We start from the raw sequence: 20,201 nt of genomic DNA on the forward strand, positions 1-20,201 counted from the left end.
TGAGCGCGGGTTGCCAGGTCTTTTCCAGGCCCCGTAACGAGTCGCCCGGAGTCACCCGGCCGCCTTCTTCGAGGATCAGGACGGAGTGGCCCTGTCGGCAGAGGAAGTGTGCCGCGATCGCACCACTGGCACCGCTTCCGATCACGCAGACGTCCACCGTTTCGTCGGTCACTGTCGCCCTCCCCCGATGTGCGCGAACGGTGCGACGGCGCGCGGGGTGACGCCCGGCGGTGCTCGCCGCCGGCCGGCGCAGCCGGCCTGTCCGGTGCTGCTCGCCGGCCGTTCTGCCTGGTGGGCCGGGTGCCGTCCGGACGGCCGGTCCGGCTGCGGATGGCGCCCCCGCGCGCCCTCGCTCGATGTCGTGTGCGTGACCCGGCGGCCCGTGGTGCGTGCCCCTCCGGTCCGGTGGCACGTGTTCCGGTGGAAAATGAAGACAGGTTTTCCGGGTGCCGGGTCGAGTGGTGTCGACTCAATCGAGGGAAGCATGGTTAACGCATTGTTTAAATAGATGAATGGCTATGTGAACTACGTCACAAAGAGGTTTGACGCAATTCCCGTCGCGAATCAGCGCGGTGGCCGACGTTGTCTGTCCGGAGCGGCCGTATTCGGTGCGGGTCGACGCGCCGCGCGATGCGTGCCAGAATGACGGGCATCGAATTCCTGGAGAACTACCGACAGATGTTCGCCCGGCCGGACATCGCCCGGCCCATCGCGGCGGCCTTCGTCGCCCGGCTGCGCGACGGCGGCACCCCGCTGGCGATGGTGCTGCTGGTGCAACACGGCACGGGCTCGTTCGCCGTGGCCGGGTCCGCCACCGGGGCCTTCGGCCTCGCCGCCGCGCTGTCCCGCCCCCTGCACGGCCGGCTGCTCGACCGGCTGGGCCAGCGGGTGCTGCTCGCCACGGCCGCCGCCAACAGCGCGGCGATGCTCGCCTTCGTGGCCGCCGTCCGCCTCGGGGCGCCGCCCCCGGTGGTGGTGGCGGTGGCCGTGCTGATCGGTCTGCTGCTGCCGGCCCAGGCGGCGGCCCTGCGGGCGCTGCTGCCCGACCTGGCCGGCGAGCGGCTCCGCCCGGCGGCCTACGCCGTGGAGGCCAACGCCCAGGAGTTGACCGCGATCTCCGGCCCCCTGATCGTCGGCGTCCTGGTGGCCCTGCTGCCACCCGGCGGCGCGTTGGCCGTCCTGGCCGTGGTCGGCTTCGCCGGCACCGTGTGGTACGTGACCGCGCCGGCCGCCCGCGCCTGGCGGGGCACCGGCTTCGTCGGCCCCCGCCGCAGCGCCCTGCGCGCCCCGGCGATGTGGACGCTGATGCTGGCCGTGGCGAGCATCAGCGTCATCCTGGGCGTGGTCCAGGTCGCCCTGCCGGCCTTCGCCGGTGACCGCGACGCCACCCACCTGGCCGGCCTGTTGCTGGCGGCGTTCGCGGTGGGCAGCCTGCTCGGCGGCAGCGCCTACGGCGCGGGGCAGTGGCGGTCGAGCGCGGTGCACCAACTGCGGGTGCTGCTGCTGGTGGTGGCCGCCGGGGTGGCGGTGCTGGCGGTGGCCGACGGCATGGCGCTCATGACCGGGCTGGCGCTCGTCGCCGGCCTCGGGATGGCGCCCGCCTTCGCCGTCACCTTCCTCGCCTGCGACGCGATCGCCACCGCCGGGCGCGCGGCCGAGTCGTTCACCTGGCTCGGTGCCGCGAACACCGCCGGCTTCGGCCTCGGCGGGACGCTGGCCGGCTTCACCATCGAGTGGGCCGGCCCCGGCGCGGCGTTCGTCGTCGCCGCGACCGTGGTGCTCACCGTGGCGGCCCTGCTCTGGGCCCGCCCGGACGCCCTGCGGGCCGGCACCTGACCCGACCGGCCGACCGCCGTCGCACCCCGGCCGGTCAGCGCCGCCCCCGGCGCGGCGCGACGCTGCGCCCTGGCCAGCCGACGCGGCGGCCCGGCCGGGCGCGCGGTCAGGCGGGGGTGTCGACGTCCGCGTCGGCCAGTACGGCGAGGATCGGCTCGCCGTACTTGGCCAGCTTGTTCTCGCCGACCCCGCTGATCCGGGACAGCTCGGCGAGCGAGGCCGGGGCGTCCGCGGCGATCTGCCGCAGGGTCGCGTCGTGGAAGATCACGTACGCCGGTACCCCCTGCTCCTTCGCGGTCGCCGCCCGCCAGGCCCGCAGCCGCTCGAACAGCGGCGCGGCCCCGGCCGGCAACTCCGCGACCACGGTGGCCGCCCCCCGGGGCTTCGCGGACCGCGCCGGCCGCTCCGGCTCCCGGCGCAGCATGACGGTACGGCGGCGGCCCAGCACCTCGGCGCTGGCGTCGGTGAGCGCCAGGGTGCCGTAGTCGCCCTCGACGGTGAGCAGCCCCTCGGCGAGCAGTTGCCGGACCACCCCGCGCCACTCGGCCTCCCGCAGGTCGGTGCCGATGCCGAAGACGGTGAGCTGGTCGTGCCGGAACTGGGAGACCTTGTCGTTCTGCTTGCCGAGCAGGATGTCGATGCAGTGCCCGGCACCGAACCGCTGGTTGCGCTCGCGGTCGAGCCGGTACACCGTGGAGAGCAGCTTCTGCGCGGGGACCGTCCCGTCCCAGGACTCCGGCGGCTCCAGGCAGGTGTCGCAGTTGCCGCAACCACCGGTCGCCGGCTCGCCGAAGTACTCCAGCAGTTGCGCCCGGCGGCAGCGGACCGTCTCGCAGAGGGCGAGCATCGCGTCGAGGTGCGCGGCCAGGTTCCGCCGGTGGGCGAGGTCGCCCTCGGAGGAGTCGATCATCTTGCGCTGCTGGACGACGTCCTGCAGGCCGTAGGCGAGCCAGGCGGTCGACGGCAGGCCGTCCCGGCCGGCCCGGCCGGTCTCCTGGTAGTAGCCCTCGACCGACTTGGGCAGGTCGAGGTGGGCGACGAAGCGGACGTCCGGCTTGTCGATGCCCATCCCGAAGGCGATCGTCGCCACCATCACCAGGCCGTCCTCGCGCAGGAAGCGCTGCTGGTTGCGCGCCCTGGTCGCCGCGTCCAGCCCCGCGTGGTACGGCAGCGCGGCGATGCCGTTGGCGACCAGGAACTCGGCGGTCTTGTCCACCGAGGCCCGGGACAGGCAGTACACGATCCCGGCGTCGCCGGGGTGCTCGTCGCGCAGCAGGCTCAGCAACTGCTTGCGCGGCTCCCGCTTCGGCACGATCCGGTACTGGATGTTGGGCCGGTCGAAGCTGGCCACGAAGTGCCGCGCCCCGGTGAGCTGGAGCCGGGTGGCGATCTCGGTGCGGGTGGCGCTGGTCGCGGTGGCGGTCAACGCGATCCGGGGCACGTCCGGCCAGCGCTCGGGCAGCATCGACAGGGTCAGGTAGTCGGGGCGGAAGTCGTGGCCCCACTGCGACACGCAGTGCGCCTCGTCGATGGCGAACAGCGCGATCCGGCCCCGGTCGAGCAGGCTCAGGGTGCCCCGGCTGGCCAGCGCCTCCGGCGCGAGGTAGAGCAGGTCGATCTCCCCGGCGACGAACTCCGCCTCGACCAGCCGGCGGGTGTCCGGGTCGAGGGTCGAGTTGAGGAACCCGGCCCGTACGCCGACCGCCCGCAGCGCGTCCACCTGGTCCTGCATGAGCGCGATCAGCGGGGAGATCACCACCGCGACGCCGTCGCGGACCAGCGCCGGGATCTGGTAGCACAGCGACTTGCCGCCCCCGGTCGGCATCAGCACCAGGGCGTCGCCGCCGGCCACCACGTGCTCGATGACCTCGGCCTGGAACCCCCGGAACGCGTCGTACCCGAACACCCGACGCAGGGTCTCCAACGCCGCCGTCGGGTCGCTCGGGCCGGGGACGCTCACGTCACGGGGAGAAACCACCCGGGGATTCTACGAGCGCCGCCCGACACCGGCCCCGCCCGCCGTCGCCGGAGCCGACACCCCCCACGGTGCCGTGCCCCCGTTCCGGGCCTGCAAGCGCCGTCTCCGCGGCGGAGCGGGGATCGACGGAGCGTTGCGCGGGAAACGACGCGATGTCGGCGTGTCGCGCCGGAACGACGCCACCGGTCACCTCGCGCCGTCGGCGGGTGGGGCGGTGGGGAATTCGACCGGGTCGGGTCGGGTTGGCAGGGGCATGACGACTGTGGGACTCATCGGCAGTGGCAACATCGGCGGCACGGTGGCACGGCTGGCGGTCGCCGCCGGTCACCAGGTGGTGCTGAGCAACTCGCGGGGGCCGGAGACCCTCCAGGACCTGGTGGCGGAGCTGGGGCCGCTGGCGGGGGCGGGCACCCCGGCCGAGGCCGCGCAGGCCGGCGACCTGGTCGTGGTCACCGTCCCGCTGCACGCCTACCGGCAGGTGCCGGTGAAGGAACTGGCCGGCACGACCGTGATCGACACGAACAACTACTACCCGGAGCGCGACGGGCGGATCGCGGAGCTGGACGACGAGTCCACGACCACCAGTGAGCTGCTCCAGGCGCACCTGCCGGAGTCCAGGGTGGTCAAGGGCTTCAACAACATCTTCTTCACGCACCTGCTCGCCCTGGCCCGGCCGGCCGGCGCGGCCGACCGTAGCGCCCTGTCGATCGCCGGCGACGACCCGGCGGCGAAGGCCGCCGTCACCGCCTTCTTCGACAGCATCGGGTACGACACCGTGGACGCCGGGCCGCTGGCGGAGGGCTGGCGGTTCCAGCGGGACACCGCCGCGTACGCGGGTCTCTACGCCGCCGACCCGGCGAACTTCTTCGAGTCCGGCCCGACCCGGGTCGACGCGGCGACGCTGCGCGCCGCCCTGGCCGCCGCCCGCCGGTACGCCGACTCCTGACGCCTCGACCGCCGGCATCCGGCCGGACGGGACGACACGACCGGGCGGCCCGCAGGAGGGTCGTCCGGTCGCGTCGTCCCGCAGGCCGTCGCGCTGCGCCGACCGGTCCGCGCCGCCCCGTGGCCGTGCACGGATCGACGTCGTCCGGCGGGTTAGAGTCGCAGTTTGTCGTCGGCGGTTCGGGCCGCGACGCGGCACCAGGGCGGGGGTAGTGGGTTGAGCGAGGCGCGGACAGCCGGCACGGGGGAGGGCACCGGGCATCCGGCCGAGGCGGACACCACGCTGGTGGTGGTGACCGGTCTCTCCGGCGGGGGCCGCAGCACCGTCGCCCGGGCCCTGGAGAACGTCGGCTTCTACGTGGTCGACAACCTGCCCCAGGCGCTGCTGCTGGACATGGCCGAGCTGGCCGTCAAGGCCGGCGGCGCGGCCCGGCGCACGGCGATGGTGCTGGACGTGCGCTCGCGTGCCTTCTCCACCGACCTGGTCGGCGCGATCCGTGAGCTGAAGGAGCGGGGTTTCTCGCCCCGGGTGGTCTTCGTCGACGCCGACGACGAGGTGCTGATCCGGCGCTTCGAGAGCGTCCGGCGCTCGCACCCGTTGCAGGGCGACGGGCGGCTCGCCGACGGGATCGCCGTCGAGCGCGGCCTGCTGGAGGAGGCCCGCGACCAGGCCGACGTGATCATCGATACCAGTCACCTCAACGTCAACCAGCTCCGGCGGCGCATCGAGGAGCTGTTCGGCGGCGAGGAGACCCGGCGGCTGCGGGTCACCGTGATCTCCTTCGGCTTCAAGTACGGCCTCCCGCCGGACGCCGACTTCGTGCTCGACGCCCGGTTCCTGCCCAACCCGTACTGGGTGCCCGAACTGCGGGAGCACACCGGTCGGGAGGAGGCGGTCAGCGCGTACGTGCTGGGCCAGGAGGGGGCGGACGCCTTCGTCTCGGCGTACGCGGACCTGGTCGGCGCCACCACCGCCGGCTTCGAGCGGGAGGGCAAGCGGTACCTGACCGTGGCGGTGGGCTGCACCGGGGGCAAACACCGCAGCGTGGCCATCGCCGAGGAACTGGCCGCCCGGCTGCGCCGCTCGGGGCTGGCCGCCAACGCCCAGCACCGGGACCTGGGGCGGGAATGACGGCGCCGCAGGGGCCGCCGGCGACCGGGCGGGGCAGCCCGGTCCGGGTCGTCGCCTTCGGTGGCGGGCACGGCCTGGCGGCGTCGCTGCGGGCCCTGCGCCGCTGCGCCCCCGACCTGCGGCTGGACATCACCGCCGTGGTCACCGTCGGCGACGACGGCGGCTCCAGTGGCCGGCTGCGCGCCGAACGCGGGGGCCTGCCCCCCGGCGACCTGCGGCAGGCCCTGGTGGCGCTGGCCGCCGACGAGCCGGCCACCCGGCGCAGCGCCGGGCTGTTCCAGCACCGTTTCCTCGGCGACTCGCGGACCGGGCTGGCCGGCCACGCGGTGGGCAACCTGGTCATCAGCGGCCTGATCGAGCTGCTCGGCGATCCGGTCGCCGCGCTGGAACACGCCGGCTCGATGCTCGGCGCGGTCGGCCGGGTGCTGCCGATGTCCTGCCAGCCGGTCGACATCGAGGCCCGGGTACGGGGCGTCGACCCGGCCCGTCCGGGCGAGGTCCGCACGGTCCGGGGCCAGCACCAGGTCGCGGTGACCACCGGCCGGGTGGAGGCGCTGCGGCTCACCCCGCAGGCCCCGGTGGCCTGCGCCGAGGCGGTGACGGCGATCGGCGCGGCGGACTGGCTGATCTTCGGGCCGGGAAGCTGGTACACCAGCGTGCTGCCGCACCTGCTGGTGCCGGGGCTGGCCGAGGCGATCGTGGCCAGCCCGGCGCGGCGGCTGGTGACGCTCAACCTGGCGGCGGAGAAGGAGACGCTGGGACTCTCCGTGGCCGACCACCTCGCCGCCCTGCGCTGGTACCTGCCGAGCCTGATGGTGGACGAGGTGCTGGCCGACGCCAAGGCGGTCGGCGATCCGGAGCCGGTCGCGCGTGCGGCAGAATCCCTGGGGGCCCGGCTGGTGCTCGCCCCGGTCGCCGTCGCCGACGGCACACCTCGCCATGATCCGGACGCCCTGGGTGCCGCCCTGGTGCCGGTCCTGGGCGCCGATCGTTAGACACGTACGTAATCACCGGCGACACGCCGGAACCGGTCCGTGAGGGGACGCACAATGGCGATGACGGCTGCGGTCAAGGACGAGCTGAGTCGGGTCGACGTGCCCAAGCCCTGCTGCCGGCGGGCGGAGATGGCCGCCCTGCTGCGGTTCGCCGGCGGGTTGCACATCGTGTCCGGCCGGGTGGTGGTCGAGGCGGAGCTGGACACCGGCGCGGTGGCCCGCCGGCTGCGGCGGGAGATCGCCGAGGTGTACGGCTACCCCAGCGAGATCCACGTGCTGGCCTCCGGAGGGCTGCGCAAGGGCAGCCACTTCATCGTCCGGGTGGTCAAGGACGGCGAGATGCTGGCCCGGCAGACCGGCCTGCTCGACGTGCGCGGCCGGCCGGTACGCGGGCTGCCGCCGCACGTGGTGGCGGCGAACGTCTGCTGCGCGGTGTCGGCGTGGCGGGGCGCGTTCATGGCGCACGGCTCGCTCACCGAGCCGGGGCGCTCCAGTGCGCTGGAGATCACCTGCCCCGGGCCGGAGTCGGCGCTGGCCCTGGTCGGCGCGGCCCGCCGGATCGGCATCACCGCCAAGAACCGGGAGGTGCGTGGGGTCGACCGGGTGGTGGTCAAGGACGGCGACGCGATCGCCGCGCTGCTCACCCGCATCGGCGCCCACTCCAGCGTGCTGGCCTGGGAGGAGCGTCGGGTCCGCCGGGAGGTCCGGGCCACCGCGAACCGGCTGGCCAACTTCGACGACGCGAACCTGCGCCGCTCGGCGCGGGCGGCGGTGGCCGCCGCCGCCCGGGTCACCCGGGCGCTGGAGATCCTCGCCGACGACGCGCCGAACCACCTCACCGACGCCGGCCGGCTGCGCCTGGAGCACCGGCAGGCCTCCCTGGAGGAGCTGGGGGCGCTGGCGAACCCGCCGTTGACCAAGGACGCGATCGCCGGGCGGATAAGGCGACTGCTCGCGCTGGCCGACAAGCGCGCCCGTGACCTGGGCATCCCCGATACCGAAGCGGCCGTCACACCGGACATGCTCGTGGTCTGATGGGACGGTGGGGGCTGGGCCGGTGCACGGGGTCGCGGCACGACGACGGGTTTGCGCCCCGGCGCAGCGCCGCGCCGCGCGCTCGGATAGGGTCGCAGCGTACGGCAAGGGGGCCGGCAACCGGCCCGTTCCGCCGTACCCACCGCCCTGGGCGGTCAGGTCTTCTCCGAGACCGCGGCGGGGCGGCCGAGATGAACCGTCAGCGGCCGGCTCCATGGTCGGCGCACATCATCCCGCCGGTCCACAACCGATGCCGGCGGAACACAACGCGAGGAGATGGGACCTGTGACCATCCGGGTTGGCATCAACGGCTTCGGCCGCATCGGCCGTAACTTCTTCCGGGCCGTGCTGGCGTCCGGCGCCGACATCGAGGTCGTCGCGGTCAACGACCTGACCGACAACGCGACGCTCGCCCACCTGCTCAAGTACGACAGCATCCTGGGCCGCCTCCCGCACGAGGTGAAGGCCACCGCCGACGAGATCACCGTGGGCGGCAAGACCATCAAGGCGTTCGCCGAGCGGGACCCCTCGAAGCTGCCGTGGGGCGAGGCCGGCGTGGACGTGGTCATCGAGTCGACCGGGTTCTTCACCGACGCCACCAAGGCCAAGGCGCACGTCGACGGCGGGGCCAAGAAGGTCATCATCTCCGCCCCGGCGAAGAACGAGGACGTCACGGTCGTCATGGGCGTCAACCACGACCAGTACGACCCGGCGAAGCACACCATCATCTCGAACGCCTCCTGCACCACCAACTGCCTGGCCCCGATGGCGAAGGTGCTGCACGACACCTTCGGCATCGAGAAGGGTCTGATGACCACGATCCACGCGTACACGCAGGACCAGAACCTGCAGGACGCGCCGCACAGCGACCTGCGCCGGGCCCGTGCCGCCGCGCTGAACATCGTGCCGACCTCGACCGGTGCGGCCAAGGCGATCGGCCTGGTCCTGCCGGAGCTGAAGGGCAAGCTCGACGGGTACGCGCTGCGGGTGCCGATCCCCACCGGCTCCGCCACCGACCTGACCGTGACGGTCGGCCGGGAGACCACGGTCGACGAGGTCAACGCCGCGCTGAAGGCCGCCGCCGAGGGCCCGCTCAAGGGCATCCTGGTCTACAACGAGGACCCGATCGTGTCGGCCGACATCGTCACCGACCCGGCGTCGTGCATCTACGACGCGCCGCTGACCAAGGTCATCGGCAACCAGGTCAAGGTCGTCGGCTGGTACGACAACGAGTGGGGCTACTCCAACCGCCTCGTCGACCTGGTCAAGCTGGTCGGTAAGTCCCTGTGAGTGGGCGCCCCGTAGTCGCGAACGGAGGGCTGGCTCGGTGAGTATTCGTACCCTCGACGACCTGCTCGCCGAGGGGGTGTCGGGTCGGCGCGTGCTGGTGCGCGCCGACCTGAACGTCCCACTCGACAAGCAGACCAACGAGATCACGGACGACGGCCGGATCCGGGCGGTGCTGCCGACGCTGAGCGCCCTCACCGAGGCCGGCGCGAAGGTCGTCGTCTTCTCCCACCTGGGTCGCCCCAAGGGCGCCCCGGACCCGCAGTACAGCCTCCGCCCGGTCGCCGGGCGGCTCGGTGAGCTGCTCGGGGTGCCGGTGTCCTTCGCGGAGGACACCGTGGGCGAGTCGGCCCGGTCCACCGTGGACGCGCTCGCCGACGGCCAGGTGGCCCTGCTGGAGAACCTGCGCTTCAACAAGGGCGAGACCAGCAAGGACGACGCCGAGCGGGGCGCGTTCGCCGACCAGCTCGCCGCCCTCGGCGAGGCGTACGTGGACGACGCGTTCGGCGCGGTGCACCGCAAACACGCCAGCGTCCACGACGTGCCGGCGCGGCTGCCGCACGTGGCCGGCCGGCTGGTCCTGCGCGAGGTCGAGGTGCTGTCCCGGCTGACCGGTGAGCCGGAGCGGCCGTACGTGGTGGTGCTCGGCGGCTCGAAGGTCTCCGACAAGCTCGCCGTGATCGAGGCGCTGCTGCCGAAGGTCGACAGGCTGCTCATCGGCGGCGGGATGTGCTTCACCTTCCTCAAGGCCCAGGGCCACGAGGTGGGCACCTCGCTGCTGGAGGAGGAGATGGTCGGGACCTGCCGCGACCTGCTCGCGCGGGCCGACGGCAAGATCCTGCTCCCGGTCGACGTGGTGGCCGCCGACGCGTTCGCCCCGGACGCCGCGCACGACACCGTGCGTGCCGACGCCATCCCGAGCAAGCGGCTCGGCCTGGACGTCGGGCCGGCGACGGTGGCCGCGTTCGCCGAGGTGATCGGCACCGCGCGGACGGTCTTCTGGAACGGCCCGATGGGCGTGTTCGAGATGCCGGCGTTCGCCGCCGGTACCCGGGGGGTGGCCGAGGCCATCACCAAGGCCGACGCGTTCACCGTGGTCGGTGGTGGCGACTCCGCCGCCGCCGTCCGGGCCCTCGGGCTGGACGAGTCGTCGTTCGGGCACATCTCCACCGGCGGGGGCGCCTCGCTGGAGTACCTGGAGGGCAAGACCCTCCCCGGCATCGCGGCGCTGGAGGACTGATGGCGGCCACCACCCGCCGGCCGTTGATGGCCGGCAACTGGAAGATGAACCTCAACCACCTGGAAGCCATCGCGCTGGTCCAGAAGCTGGCGTTCAGCCTGAACGCCGACCAGCTCACCGCCGTGGAGACGGTGGTGCTGCCGCCCTACGTCGACCTGCGCAGCGTGCAGACGCTGGTCGACGGGGACAAGCTGCTCATCGGCTACGGCGCGCAGGACCTGTCGCCGCACACGTCCGGCGCGTACACCGGGGAGATCTCCGGGGCGATGCTGGCCAAGCTGGGCTGCCAGTACGTGGTGGTCGGGCACTCCGAGCGGCGGGCGTACCACCACGAGGACGACGCGCTGGTCAACGCCAAGGTCGTCGCGGCCCTGGAGAACGGACTGACGCCGATCCTCTGCGTGGGGGAGGGGCTGGACGTCCGCGAGCAGTTGCGGCACGTGCCGCACTGCTGCGACCAGCTCGACGGCGCCCTGAAGGGGCTCACCGCCGAGCAGGTCACCAAGGTCGTCGTCGCGTACGAGCCGGTCTGGGCGATCGGCACCGGCAAGACCGCGACCCCGGAGGACGCCCAGGAGGTGTGCGGGGCGGTCCGGCTGCGGCTGGCCGAGACGTACGACCAGGGCACCGCGGACCAGGTCCGGGTCCTCTACGGCGGGTCGGTCAAGTCGTCGAACGTCGCCGCGATCATGGCCCAGCCGGACGTGGACGGGGCGCTCGTCGGTGGAGCGAGCCTGGACGCGGACGAGTTCTCCAAGATCTGTCGGTTCCCGGAGCACATCGCCCGCTGAAGGCTCGCTATCCTTGATCCCGCCCGTCCGCCGGCCGGTGCCCCCGTGCCCGATCTGTCCGGGCGAGGATCGCAACGAGAGGACTGACCCCCGCCATGCCGATCTGGTTCGCATACACGTTGATCGTGTTGCTGGTCATCACCAGTGTGCTGCTCACCATGCTGATCCTGCTGCACCGAGGTAAGGGCGGTGGGCTGTCCAGCATGTTCGGCGGTGGCGTCAGCTCCAGCCTGGCCGGTTCCTCGGTCGCGGAGAAGAACCTCGACCGTTACACCGTTCTGGTGGGCATCGTCTGGTTCGCCTGCATCGTCGGGCTGGGCCTCTGGCTCCGCCTCGCGATGAACACCTGAGCGGAGTACCTGTCCGACCGCGCGCGGTCCGTCCCCCGACGGGCCGCGCGCGGTCGCATGTCCGGGCGGACCCGTCGGGGCGGGCCGGCGACGGTGTGTTCCCGGTGGCCGGGCGTTAGGAAGGGCCCCCTGCTATACGGAATGCGTTAACAGGGGGCCCTTCCTTACCGTGGGGCTACAGTTCGGCGGCGGCTGCGCGGTCGAGCAGCCAGAGGGTACGGGCGAGGCCGCGTACCTGACCGGCCGGCAGCGGTACCGGACCGGCCCCGGACAGGGCGGCGGCGACCGCCTTGGCCTTGTCCGACCCGCCGGCCACCAGCCACACCTCCTGCGCCGTGTTGATCGTGGGCAGGGTCAGCGTGGTCCGCACCGGCGGCGGCTTCGGGCTGTCCCGGACCGCGCTGACCGACCGCTCCTCGTGCACCACCGGGTGCTCCGGGAAGACCGACGCCACGTGCCCGTCCTCCCCGACGCCGAGCATCAGCACGTCGAAGTGGGGCAGCGCGCCCCCCACGCCGGGCCCGGCCGCCGCCGCCAGCTCCGTCGCGTACCGGGCGGCGGCGGCCTCCGGGTCGTCCCCGTCCGGGCCGTCGGCGGCCGGCATCGGGTGCACCCGTGCCGGGTCCAGCGGCACCGCGTCCAGTAGCGCCGCCCGCGCCTGGGTCTCGTTGCGCTCCGGGTCGCCGGCCGGCAGGAACCGCTCGTCGCCCCACCACACGTCCACCCGGGACCAGTCGACCGCCTCCCCGGCGGGCAGCGCGGCCACCGCCCGGTACACCGCGGCGGCGATCCGCCCACCGGTCAGCACCACCGACGCCGTGCCCCGGTCGGCCTGCGCGTCGAGCAGCTTCACCACCAGTCGGGCCGCCACCGCCTGCGCCAGCACCTCGGCGTCGGCGTGGACGGCCACACTCGCGTCACTCATGTTCCGCCTTCGTCTCCGGACCGCCCTGCGGTCGTGTCGGGCCCATCGTCGCCGCTCAGTGGTCCAGCGCCGGGCCGGCGTGCGCGGTGATCCCGGCCTCGGCCCGCTGGGCGGTGGCCGGGTCCTTCCAGACGTGCACCCGCTGGCCGGGCCGCCGGTCCAGGGCCACCCCCGCCGCGGCGCCCAGCGCCTCCGCGTACACCTGGTCGGCGTCGAGCCGGCGCAGCTCCTCGGCCAGCTCGTCGCCGAGCGGCCGGCGGACCAGCGGCAGCGTCCGGTCCTCCTGCCCGGTCCGGCGGAAGGTGGCCTGGCTGTCGTCCCGGGTCAGGGTCAGCTCGTCGCCGTTGGCGCAGCGCAACTGCACCTGACGCATCCGGGGGGACTCGTCGGTCGGCTCCCACCGGGGGCTGATGCCCAGCCGGCTGCCCAGCCAGCCGCACATCAGCGCGGCGGTCGGGTCCTTGGGCGGGGCGACCACGGTCGCCTCGGTGACCCGGGCCTGGGTGGTGTCGAACGCCCCGGCGACCAGGGTGCGCCACGGGGTGATCCGGGTCCACGCCAGGTCGGTGTCGCCCGGGGCGTAGTCGCGGGCCCGCTGGCGCAGCGCCTCGATCGGGTCGGGGGACTGCGCGCAGTCGGTGATCCGCCGGTCGGCCACCACCCCGAGGAAGTCGGTGGCGATCTCCTCCGGCGGCTCGCCGTGCCACCAGGTCACCACCGGCACGTCCGGCACCAGCAGCGGCATCACCACCGACTCGGCGTGCAGGGCCAGCCGCCCGTACATCCGGGTGACCACCGCCTCGCAGGGGCCGAGCCGGCCGCCGACCACGATCTCCGCGTCCAGCCGGTCGCGGTCGCGCTCCACGTCGGAGCGGACCACCACCAGCAGCCGGCACGGGTGGGCGGCGGCGGCCACCGTGGCCGCCGCCTCCGCCTCGCGGACCCGCTTCTCGTCCACCACCACGATCAGCGTCAGCGCCATGCCGCTGGCCACGCCGCCGGCGCTGCGCCGTTCGGCGGCGAGCGCCTTGACCACCTCGTTGCCGGTGGTGTCCCACAGCCCGATCACTGGAGCCTCCCGCTTCGCTCGCTGCGCCCCATCACGCCCGCCGCCAGGCCCGGCCCTCGCGGGCCAGCATCTCGTCGGCCGCCCGGGGACCCCACTCGCCGGCCCGGTACGGCTCCGGCCGGGTGCCCTCCCAGGCCTGCACCAGCGGGTCCACCACGGCCCAGCTCTGCTCGACCTCGGCGGCGTCGGGGAAGAGGGTCCGGTCGCCGATCAGCACGTCCAGCACCAGCCGCTCGTACGCCTCGGGGCTGGACTCGGTGAACGCCTCGCCGTACTGGAAGTCCATCGCGATGTCGCGGACCTCCATCGTGGTGCCCGGCACCTTGGAGCCGAACTTGAGCACCACGCCCTCGTCCGGCTGGACCCGGATGACGAGCTGGTTGTTGCCGAGCATCTCCATGTCGGCGGGGTTGAACGGCAGGTGCGGCGCCTTCTTGAACATGATGGCGACCTCGGTCACCCGGCGCGGCAGCCGCTTGGCGGCCCGGATGTAGAACGGCACCTCCGCCCAGCGGCGGTTCTGGATGCCGAGCTTGACCGCCACGTACGTCTCGGTGGTCGAGTCCGGCGGGACGCCGTCCTCCTCCAGGTAGCCGGCGGCCCGCTGGCCGCCCACCCAGCCGGGCAGGTACTGGCCCCGGACGGTGTCGGCGGCCACGTCGGTGGGGACGGTGATGGCCCGTAGCACCTTGAGCTTCTCGGCGCGGATCTCGTCGGCGTCGAAGCTCGTCGGCTCCTCCATCGCCACCAGGGCGAGCAGTTGCAGCAGGTGGTTCTGGAGCACGTCCCGGGCGGTGCCGACCGAGTCGTAGAACCCGGCCCGGCTGCCGATCCCGACGTCCTCGGCCATGGTGATCTGCACCGAGTCCACGTAGTGGGAGTTCCACAGCGGCTCGAACAGGTTGTTGGCGAAGCGCAGGGCGAGGATGTTCTGGACCGTCTCCTTGCCCAGGTAGTGGTCGATCCGGAAGACGTCCTGCGAGGTGAAGACGTCGTCGACCAGGTCGTTGAGTTCCTTGGCCGAGGGCAGGTCGTGCCCGAACGGCTTCTCCACCACGACCCGTCGCCAGCCGCCGCACTTCTCGTTGTCGGCCATGCCGGTCCGGGCGAGCTGCTTGAGCACGACCGGGAACGCCGCCGGGGGGATGGAGAAGTAGAACGCGGCGTTGCCATGGATGCCGTGGCTGTCACGCAGGTCGTTCAGGGTCTGGGCGAGCCGGTCGAAGGCCGCGTCGTCGTCGAACGAACCGCCGACGAACTTGATGTTGCCGGCGAGCCGGGCCCACACCTCCTCCCGCCACGGGGTACGGCAGTGTTCCTTGGCCGCCTCGTGGGCCAGCGACTCGAAGTCGCCGTCGGCCCAGTCGCGCCGGGCGAAGCCCAGCACCACGAAGCCCGGGGGCAGCAGCCCCCGGTTGGCCAGGTCGTACACCGCGGGTAACAACTTCTTGCGAGCCAGGTCGCCGGTGACCCCGAAGATCACCAGAGCGCACGGCTCCGGGATCCTGGGCAGCCGCCGGTCCTGTGCGTCGCGCAGGGGGTTCACGCCGCCTCCTCGCTCCGGTCCGTCCACGTCGTCCATCGTCACGTCGTCAGCCGCCCAGCCGCATCGAGAAGCTGGGCGACGCCCACCGCCCGGTCGGTCAGGTGCAACCGCAGCACCGGGCGGCCCCGGCCGGCCAGGGCCTGCCGGTCACCGGCGGCCTGGGCCGCCTGTAGTTCTCCGAAGGAGTACGGTCGGTCGGGCACCGGCAGATCAGCGTCGATCGTGCCGGTCACCTGCAGGTAGCTGCCCACCTGCGGGCCGCCCTGGTGGTACTGCCCGGTCGAGTGCAGGTACCGGGGTCCCCACCCGAAGGTGACCGGGCGTCCGGTGGCCCCGGCCAGCCGGGCCCGCAACCGGGCCGCGTCGGCGTCGGCGTACCGGTCGAGGTACGCCAGCACCGCCAGGTAGCCGTCCGACCCGAGCCCCTCCACCAGCCAGCGCAGTGCCCCGACCAGGTCGGCCGGGGCTCCCGCCGGGGCGTACGCCTCGACCGCGCCCACGGTGAACGACGGCCGTTCGGCCGGCGGACCGCAGGCGAGGATGAGGCTGGTGTGCTCCGTGCTCGCGGCCCGGTCGGGCTCGTCGAACGGGTCGACGCCGAGCGCCACCCCGGCGAGCGCGGTGGCGTACTCCCAGGCCAGGAACTGGGCGCCGAGCGGGCCGGTGACCGCGAGGTCCGGGGCGACGCCGCCGCCCGGCACGGCACCGGCGGCGAGCGCGCCGCCGTAGCTCACGGTCAGCACGTCCGGGCCGGTCGGGCCGGGGTCGTCCGGGGCCGCCAGCACCACCGGCAGCAGACCCCGCCCGGCCTTGCCGGTCGACTCGGCGAGTAGCTGCTCGACCCAGTCGCCCAGGCCGTCGAGGCCGCTGCCGTCGGAGACCAGGACGACGGTGTCCCGACCCCCGGTGGCCGCCGCGCCGAGCGCCGCGCCCAGGGCCAGGCCGGGGTTGTCCCGGTCCCGGCCCAGCGCGTCGGCCAGCGCCTCGGCCTGGTCGAGCAGCTCGACCACCTCGGCCCCGGCCAGCGCGGCCGGCACCAGCCCGAAAGCGCTCAGCGCGGCGTACCGGCCGGCCACCCGCAGGTCGGTGGGCACGACCACCGCGCCGAGTTCGGCGGCGGTCCGCCCCAGCGGGGAGTCCGGGTCGGTGACCACGACGACGTGCCGTCCGGCCTCCTCGTCGGTCAGCCCGGCGGCCAGGAAGGCCTGCCGGTACGCCCGCAGGAGGCTGTCGGTCTCGACCGTGCCGCCGGACGTGCCGGCCGCCACGACGACGGTCCGCTCCAGCCGGTCCGCCAGCGCGGCGCGTACCTGACCGGGGTCGGTGCTGTCCAGCACGGTCAGCGGCCGGCCCAGGGTACGGGCGATCACCTCGGCGGCCAGCGTCGCGCCGCCCGTCCCGGCGAGCACCACGTGGTCCAGGTCGGCCAGTTCGGCCCGCAGCTCGGCGAGCAGGGGAAGCAGTTCCCGGCTCTGCCGGAAGGTGTCCACCCAGCCCAGCCGGCGGCGGGCCGTCGCCTGCGCGGTCGGGCCCCACAGCGTGGGGTCCCCACCGGCCAGCCGCGCCGGCACCCCGGCCGCGACCAGCGCCGCCCGGGTGCTGGCGGGGCCGGACCGGTCGACCGCGCCGGCGCCGTGCACGGCGAGCCCGGCGGCGGCCTCGACCGGCCCGGCCAGCAGCTCGCTCATCCGACCCCCGTCCGGTGCCGGCGTCCGCCACCACCGGCGGCCCGCCGGGCCGGGCCGCCGGTGGCGACCCGGCCGGCGGAGCCGGCTCGCCGGTGGCTCTCGCTCATGCGGACCGTTCGCCGCTGCCGGCGGCGGCCAGCGAGGCGCGGACGCCGTCGAGCAGTTCCTGCCAGCTCGCCTCGAACTTCTCCACGCCCTCCTGCTCCAGCGTGGCGATCACGTCGGACAGGTCGACCCCGACCGCCAGGAGCTGGTCGAAGACCTCGCGGGCGGCGGCGTACGCGCCGGTGATGGTGTCCGGCTGGGTCTCGCCGTGGTCGGCGTAGGCGTGCACCACCGACTCCGGCATGGTGTTGACCGTGCCGGGGGCGATGAGCTGCTCGACGTAGATGACGTCCCGGTAGTCCGGGTTCTTCGTCGAGGTGGACGCCCACAGCGGGCGCTGCGGGTGGGCGCCGGCGTCGGCCAGGGCCTGCCAGCGCGCGGAGGAGAAGACCTCGCCGTAGCGCTCGTAGGCGAGCTGGGCGTTGGCCACGGCGGCCTTGCCGCGCAGCGCCTTCGCCTCGGCCGAGCCGATCTTCTCCAGCCGCTTGTCGACCTCGGAGTCGACCCGGGAGACGAAGAAGGACGCCACCGAGCCGATGGTGGACAGGTCGTGGCCGTTGGCCTTCGCCTGCTCCAGGCCGGCCAGGAACGCCTCCATCACCTGCGAGTACCGGTCCAGGCCGAAGATCAGCGTGACGTTGACGCTGATCCCCTCGGCCAGGGTGGCGGTGATCGCCGGCAGCCCCGCCTCGGTCGCCGGGATCTTGATGAACAGGTTCGGCCGGTCGACCAGCCACCACAGCGCCTTGGCCTCGGCGACGGTCTTGTCGCTGTCGTGGGCCAGCCGGGGGTCCACCTCGATGGAGACCCGGCCGTCGACGCCTCCGCTGCCGTCGTACGACGGGCGCATCACGTCGCACGCCCACCGCACGTCGTACGTGGTGAGCATGCGGACCGCCTCCTCGACCTCCACCCCCCGGGTGGCGAGGTCGCGCAGTTGCCAGTCGTACTCGGCGGCGTCGCCGAGCGCCTTGGCGAAGATGGTCGGGTTGGTGGTCACCCCGGCCACGTGCTTCTCCCGGCGGAGCTGGTCCAGCCCGCCCGAGCTGAGCCGCACCCTCGAAAGATCGTCGAGCCAGACCGCCACTCCCGCGGCGGTGAGCTCACCCAGCCTGTCCGTCATGCCGCTCACGCTCCCTTCAGTTACCAGTGGTGGAACCCGTGATGTCACCCTGCCGGGTCAGGGCCGCGTGCGCGGCGGCCACGATCCGGTCGGGGGTGAACCCGAACTGCTCGAAGAGCACGGTGTACGGGGCGCTCGCGCCGTAGTGCTCCAGGCTCACCGTCTCGCCGGTGTCACCGACGATGCCCTGCCAGGACATCCCGATGCCCGCCTCGACGCTCACCCGGGCCTTTACCCCGCGCGGCAGGACCGACTCCCGGTACGCCTCGTCCTGCGCGAAGAACCACTCCTGGCAGGGCATGGAGACGACCCTGGTGGGGGTGCCGTCGGCCTCCAGCCGCTCCCGGGCGGTGAGGCAGAGCTGCACCTCGGAGCCGGTGCCGATGATGATCACCTGGGGCTTGCCGGTGGACGCCTCGGCCAGCACGTAGCCGCCCTTGGCGACGCCCTCGGCGCCGGCCAGGGTCGACCGGTCCAGGGTCGGCAGGTTCTGGCGGCTCAGCGCCAGCGCGGTCGGCCGGTCGGTGTGCTCCAGCGCCACCCGCCAGGCCCAGACGGTCTCGTTGGCGTCCGCCGGGCGGACCACGTCCAGGCCGGGGATGGCCCGCAGCGCGGTCAGGTGCTCCACCGGCTGGTGGGTGGGGCCGTCCTCGCCCAGGCCGATCGAGTCGTGCGTCCAGACGTAGGTCACCGGCAGCTTCATCAGCGCGGCCAGCCGTACCGAGGGGCGCATGTAGTCGCTGAAGACCAGGAAGGTGCCGCCGTAGGGGCGGGTGCCGCCGTGCAGGGCGATGCCGTTGAGGATCGCGCCCATGGCGTGCTCACGGATGCCGAAGTGCAGGGTGCGGCCGTACTCGTGGCCGGGGAAGTCCTTGGTGGCGTGCACCGCGGGGACGAAGGAGGGCTCGCCCTTCATCGTGGTGTTGTTGCTCTCGGCCAGGTCGGCGGAGCCGCCCCAGAGCTCCGGCAGCACCGGGGCGAGCGCCTCCAGCACCTTGCCGGAGGCGGCCCGGGTGGCGATGCCCTTGGCGTCGGCGGGGAAGGTCGGCAGCGCCTCGGTCCAGCCCTCCGGCAGGATCCGGCCGGCCAGCCGGTCGTGCAGCGCCTTGCGCTCCGGGTTGGCCTCCGCCCACGCCGCGTACGCCTGGTTCCACTCCTGCTGGGCGGCCTCGCCCCGGCCGAGCACCTGCCGGGCGTGCCCGAGGACGGCCTCGTCGACGTCGAAGGTGCGGGCCGGGTCGAAGCCGAGGATCTCCTTGGTGGCGGCCACCTCGTCGGCGCCGAGCGCCGAGCCGTGGATCTTGCCGGTGTTCTGCTTGTTGGGGGCGGGCCAGCCGATGATGGTGCGCAGCGCGATGAAGGACGGCTTGTCGGCCTGCGCCTTGGCGGCCAGCAGCGCCTCGTACAGCGCCTCGACGTTCTCGTGGTAGTCGCCCTGCTCCGGGTCCCCGGCGCGCCAGTCGACGGTCTGCACGTGCCAGCCGTACGCCTCGTACCGGGCGGCGACGTCCTCGCTCTTGGCGATCCGGGTGTCGTCCTCGATCGAGATCTCGTTGTCGTCGTAGATCAGGGTGAGGTTGCCGAGCTGCTGGTGGCCGGCGAGGGCGCTGGCCTCGTGGCTGATGCCCTCCTCGATGTCGCCGTCGGAGGCGATGCACCAGATGTGGTGGTCGAAGACCGAGGCGCCCGGCTCGGCGTCCGGGTCGAGCAGGCCGCGCTCGCGGCGGGCCGCCATCGCCATCCCGACCGCGTTGCCCAGGCCCTGGCCGAGCGGGCCGGTGGTGGTCTCCACGCCGGGGGTGTGGCCGTGCTCCGGGTGGCCCGGGGTGAGCGAGTCCCACTGCCGCAGCGACTTGAGGTCGTCCAGGCTGAGCGGGTACCCGGAGAGGAAGAGCTGGATGTAGAGGGTGAGGCTGGAGTGGCCGGCGGAGAGCACGAACCGGTCCCGGCCGGTCCAGTTCGGGTCGGTGGGGCTGTGCCGCATGACCCGGTTGAACAACAGGTACGCCGCGGGCGCCAGGCTCATCGCGGTACCGGGGTGGCCGTTGCCGGATTTCTCCACGGCGTCCATGGCCAGCACGCGGGCGGTGTCCACCGCTCGGCCGTCGAGGTCGGTCCAGTTCAGTGTCGAGTGCTCGGGACGGTTGGCAGCCACG

General features: G+C 73.6%; 16 protein-coding genes and 1 pseudogene. 9 read left to right on the forward strand and 8 right to left on the reverse strand.

Translation table 11 applies throughout. The features are described 5' to 3' along the window. Window positions 1-64 precede the first annotated feature (64 nt). Window positions 65-412, reverse strand: a pseudogene (locus tag ACQUFX_RS03725) (NAD(P)-binding protein); the annotation flags it as partial. 230 nt (window positions 413-642) lie between these two features. Here ACQUFX_RS03725 and ACQUFX_RS03730 point away from each other — a divergent pair. After that, window positions 643-1,836 carry an MFS transporter gene (locus ACQUFX_RS03730; protein ID WP_428964629.1) on the forward strand — a complete coding sequence of 398 codons (1,194 nt, stop codon included), beginning with the start codon at window positions 643-645 and terminating at the stop codon, window positions 1,834-1,836. Between the two features lie 106 nt (window positions 1,837-1,942). Here ACQUFX_RS03730 and recQ read toward each other — a convergent pair whose 3' ends face one another. After that, on the reverse strand, window positions 1,943-3,796 hold the full coding sequence (gene recQ, locus ACQUFX_RS03735) for a DNA helicase RecQ (RefSeq protein WP_428966850.1): 1,854 nt from the start codon (window positions 3,794-3,796) through the stop codon (window positions 1,943-1,945). 271 nt (window positions 3,797-4,067) lie between these two features. Between recQ and ACQUFX_RS03740 the strand changes: the two genes are divergently transcribed. The 8 genes from ACQUFX_RS03740 (at window position 4,068) to secG (ending at window position 11,589) form a co-directional block, all read left to right on the forward strand. After that, window positions 4,068-4,760 (forward strand): NADPH-dependent F420 reductase, encoded by a 693-nt coding sequence (locus ACQUFX_RS03740; protein ID WP_428964630.1) that lies wholly within the window; start codon window positions 4,068-4,070, stop codon window positions 4,758-4,760. A gap of 216 nt (window positions 4,761-4,976) precedes the next feature. After that, window positions 4,977-5,891 carry an RNase adapter RapZ gene (gene rapZ / locus ACQUFX_RS03745; protein ID WP_067366036.1) on the forward strand — a complete coding sequence of 305 codons (915 nt, stop codon included), beginning with the start codon at window positions 4,977-4,979 and terminating at the stop codon, window positions 5,889-5,891. Continuing rightward, window positions 5,888-6,886, forward strand: coding sequence for a gluconeogenesis factor YvcK family protein (locus ACQUFX_RS03750; RefSeq protein ID WP_428964631.1), 999 nt, complete (start codon window positions 5,888-5,890; stop codon window positions 6,884-6,886). Before rapZ ends, ACQUFX_RS03750 begins: the two co-directional genes overlap by 4 nt. A gap of 54 nt (window positions 6,887-6,940) precedes the next feature. Further along, entirely contained in the window at window positions 6,941-7,921 is a 981-nt protein-coding gene (whiA, locus tag ACQUFX_RS03755; protein WP_067366030.1) for a DNA-binding protein WhiA, read from the forward strand. A gap of 285 nt (window positions 7,922-8,206) precedes the next feature. Continuing rightward, a complete protein-coding gene (gene gap, locus ACQUFX_RS03760; protein WP_428964632.1) occupies window positions 8,207-9,211 on the forward strand; it encodes a type I glyceraldehyde-3-phosphate dehydrogenase in 1,005 nt (334 codons plus the stop codon). Window positions 9,212-9,248: 37 nt separating this feature from the next. Then, window positions 9,249-10,448, forward strand: coding sequence for a phosphoglycerate kinase (locus ACQUFX_RS03765; protein WP_428964633.1), 1,200 nt, complete (start codon window positions 9,249-9,251; stop codon window positions 10,446-10,448). After that, complete coding sequence (tpiA, locus tag ACQUFX_RS03770; RefSeq protein ID WP_428964634.1) at window positions 10,448-11,239, forward strand: triose-phosphate isomerase; 792 nt, start codon at window positions 10,448-10,450, stop codon at window positions 11,237-11,239. Before ACQUFX_RS03765 ends, tpiA begins: the two co-directional genes overlap by 1 nt. Before the next feature lie 95 nt (window positions 11,240-11,334). Next, a complete protein-coding gene (gene secG / locus ACQUFX_RS03775; protein WP_067366018.1) occupies window positions 11,335-11,589 on the forward strand; it encodes a preprotein translocase subunit SecG in 255 nt (84 codons plus the stop codon). A 175-nt stretch (window positions 11,590-11,764) separates the two neighbouring features. Here the strand turns inward: secG and pgl are convergent, their stop codons facing one another. The 6 genes from pgl to tkt form a co-directional block, all read right to left on the reverse strand. Further along, complete coding sequence (gene pgl / locus ACQUFX_RS03780; RefSeq protein WP_428964635.1) at window positions 11,765-12,514, reverse strand: 6-phosphogluconolactonase; 750 nt, start codon at window positions 12,512-12,514, stop codon at window positions 11,765-11,767. Between the two features lie 55 nt (window positions 12,515-12,569). Next, on the reverse strand, window positions 12,570-13,583 hold the full coding sequence (locus ACQUFX_RS03785; protein WP_067366013.1) for a glucose-6-phosphate dehydrogenase assembly protein OpcA: 1,014 nt from the start codon (window positions 13,581-13,583) through the stop codon (window positions 12,570-12,572). A 31-nt stretch (window positions 13,584-13,614) separates the two neighbouring features. Further along, complete coding sequence (gene zwf / locus ACQUFX_RS03790) at window positions 13,615-15,165, reverse strand: glucose-6-phosphate dehydrogenase (protein WP_428964636.1); 1,551 nt, start codon at window positions 15,163-15,165, stop codon at window positions 13,615-13,617. Window positions 15,166-15,167: 2 nt separating this feature from the next. Further along, window positions 15,168-16,817, reverse strand: coding sequence for a glucose-6-phosphate isomerase (locus ACQUFX_RS03795; RefSeq protein ID WP_428964637.1), 1,650 nt, complete (start codon window positions 16,815-16,817; stop codon window positions 15,168-15,170). A gap of 103 nt (window positions 16,818-16,920) precedes the next feature. Continuing rightward, window positions 16,921-18,045, reverse strand: coding sequence for a transaldolase (gene tal / locus ACQUFX_RS03800; protein ID WP_428964638.1), 1,125 nt, complete (start codon window positions 18,043-18,045; stop codon window positions 16,921-16,923). A gap of 16 nt (window positions 18,046-18,061) precedes the next feature. After that, window positions 18,062-20,200 (reverse strand): transketolase, encoded by a 2,139-nt coding sequence (gene tkt, locus ACQUFX_RS03805; protein ID WP_428964639.1) that lies wholly within the window; start codon window positions 20,198-20,200, stop codon window positions 18,062-18,064. Between the last annotated feature and the right edge of the window lies 1 nt (window position 20,201).

The organism is Micromonospora fluostatini (genome assembly GCF_050410825.1).
Lineage (GTDB): Bacteria > Actinomycetota > Actinomycetes > Mycobacteriales > Micromonosporaceae > Micromonospora > Micromonospora rosaria.

Excerpts from the sequence above, each read along its gene's own strand:
- ACQUFX_RS03730 (WP_428964629.1), top strand. The coding sequence starts at position 643 with ATGACGGGCATCGAATTCCTGGAGAACTACCGACAGATGTTCGCCCGG.
- ACQUFX_RS03740 (WP_428964630.1), top strand. The coding sequence starts at position 4,068 with ATGACGACTGTGGGACTCATCGGCAGTGGCAACATCGGCGGCACGGTG.
- ACQUFX_RS03750 (WP_428964631.1), top strand. The coding sequence starts at position 5,888 with ATGACGGCGCCGCAGGGGCCGCCGGCGACCGGGCGGGGCAGCCCGGTC.
- whiA (WP_067366030.1), top strand. The coding sequence starts at position 6,941 with ATGGCGATGACGGCTGCGGTCAAGGACGAGCTGAGTCGGGTCGACGTG.
- tpiA (WP_428964634.1), top strand. The coding sequence starts at position 10,448 with ATGGCGGCCACCACCCGCCGGCCGTTGATGGCCGGCAACTGGAAGATG.
- secG (WP_067366018.1), top strand. The coding sequence starts at position 11,335 with ATGCCGATCTGGTTCGCATACACGTTGATCGTGTTGCTGGTCATCACC.
- pgl (WP_428964635.1), bottom strand. The coding sequence starts at position 12,514 with ATGAGTGACGCGAGTGTGGCCGTCCACGCCGACGCCGAGGTGCTGGCG.
- zwf (WP_428964636.1), bottom strand. The coding sequence starts at position 15,165 with ATGGACGACGTGGACGGACCGGAGCGAGGAGGCGGCGTGAACCCCCTG.
- ACQUFX_RS03795 (WP_428964637.1), bottom strand. The coding sequence starts at position 16,817 with ATGAGCGAGCTGCTGGCCGGGCCGGTCGAGGCCGCCGCCGGGCTCGCC.
- tal (WP_428964638.1), bottom strand. The coding sequence starts at position 18,045 with ATGACGGACAGGCTGGGTGAGCTCACCGCCGCGGGAGTGGCGGTCTGG.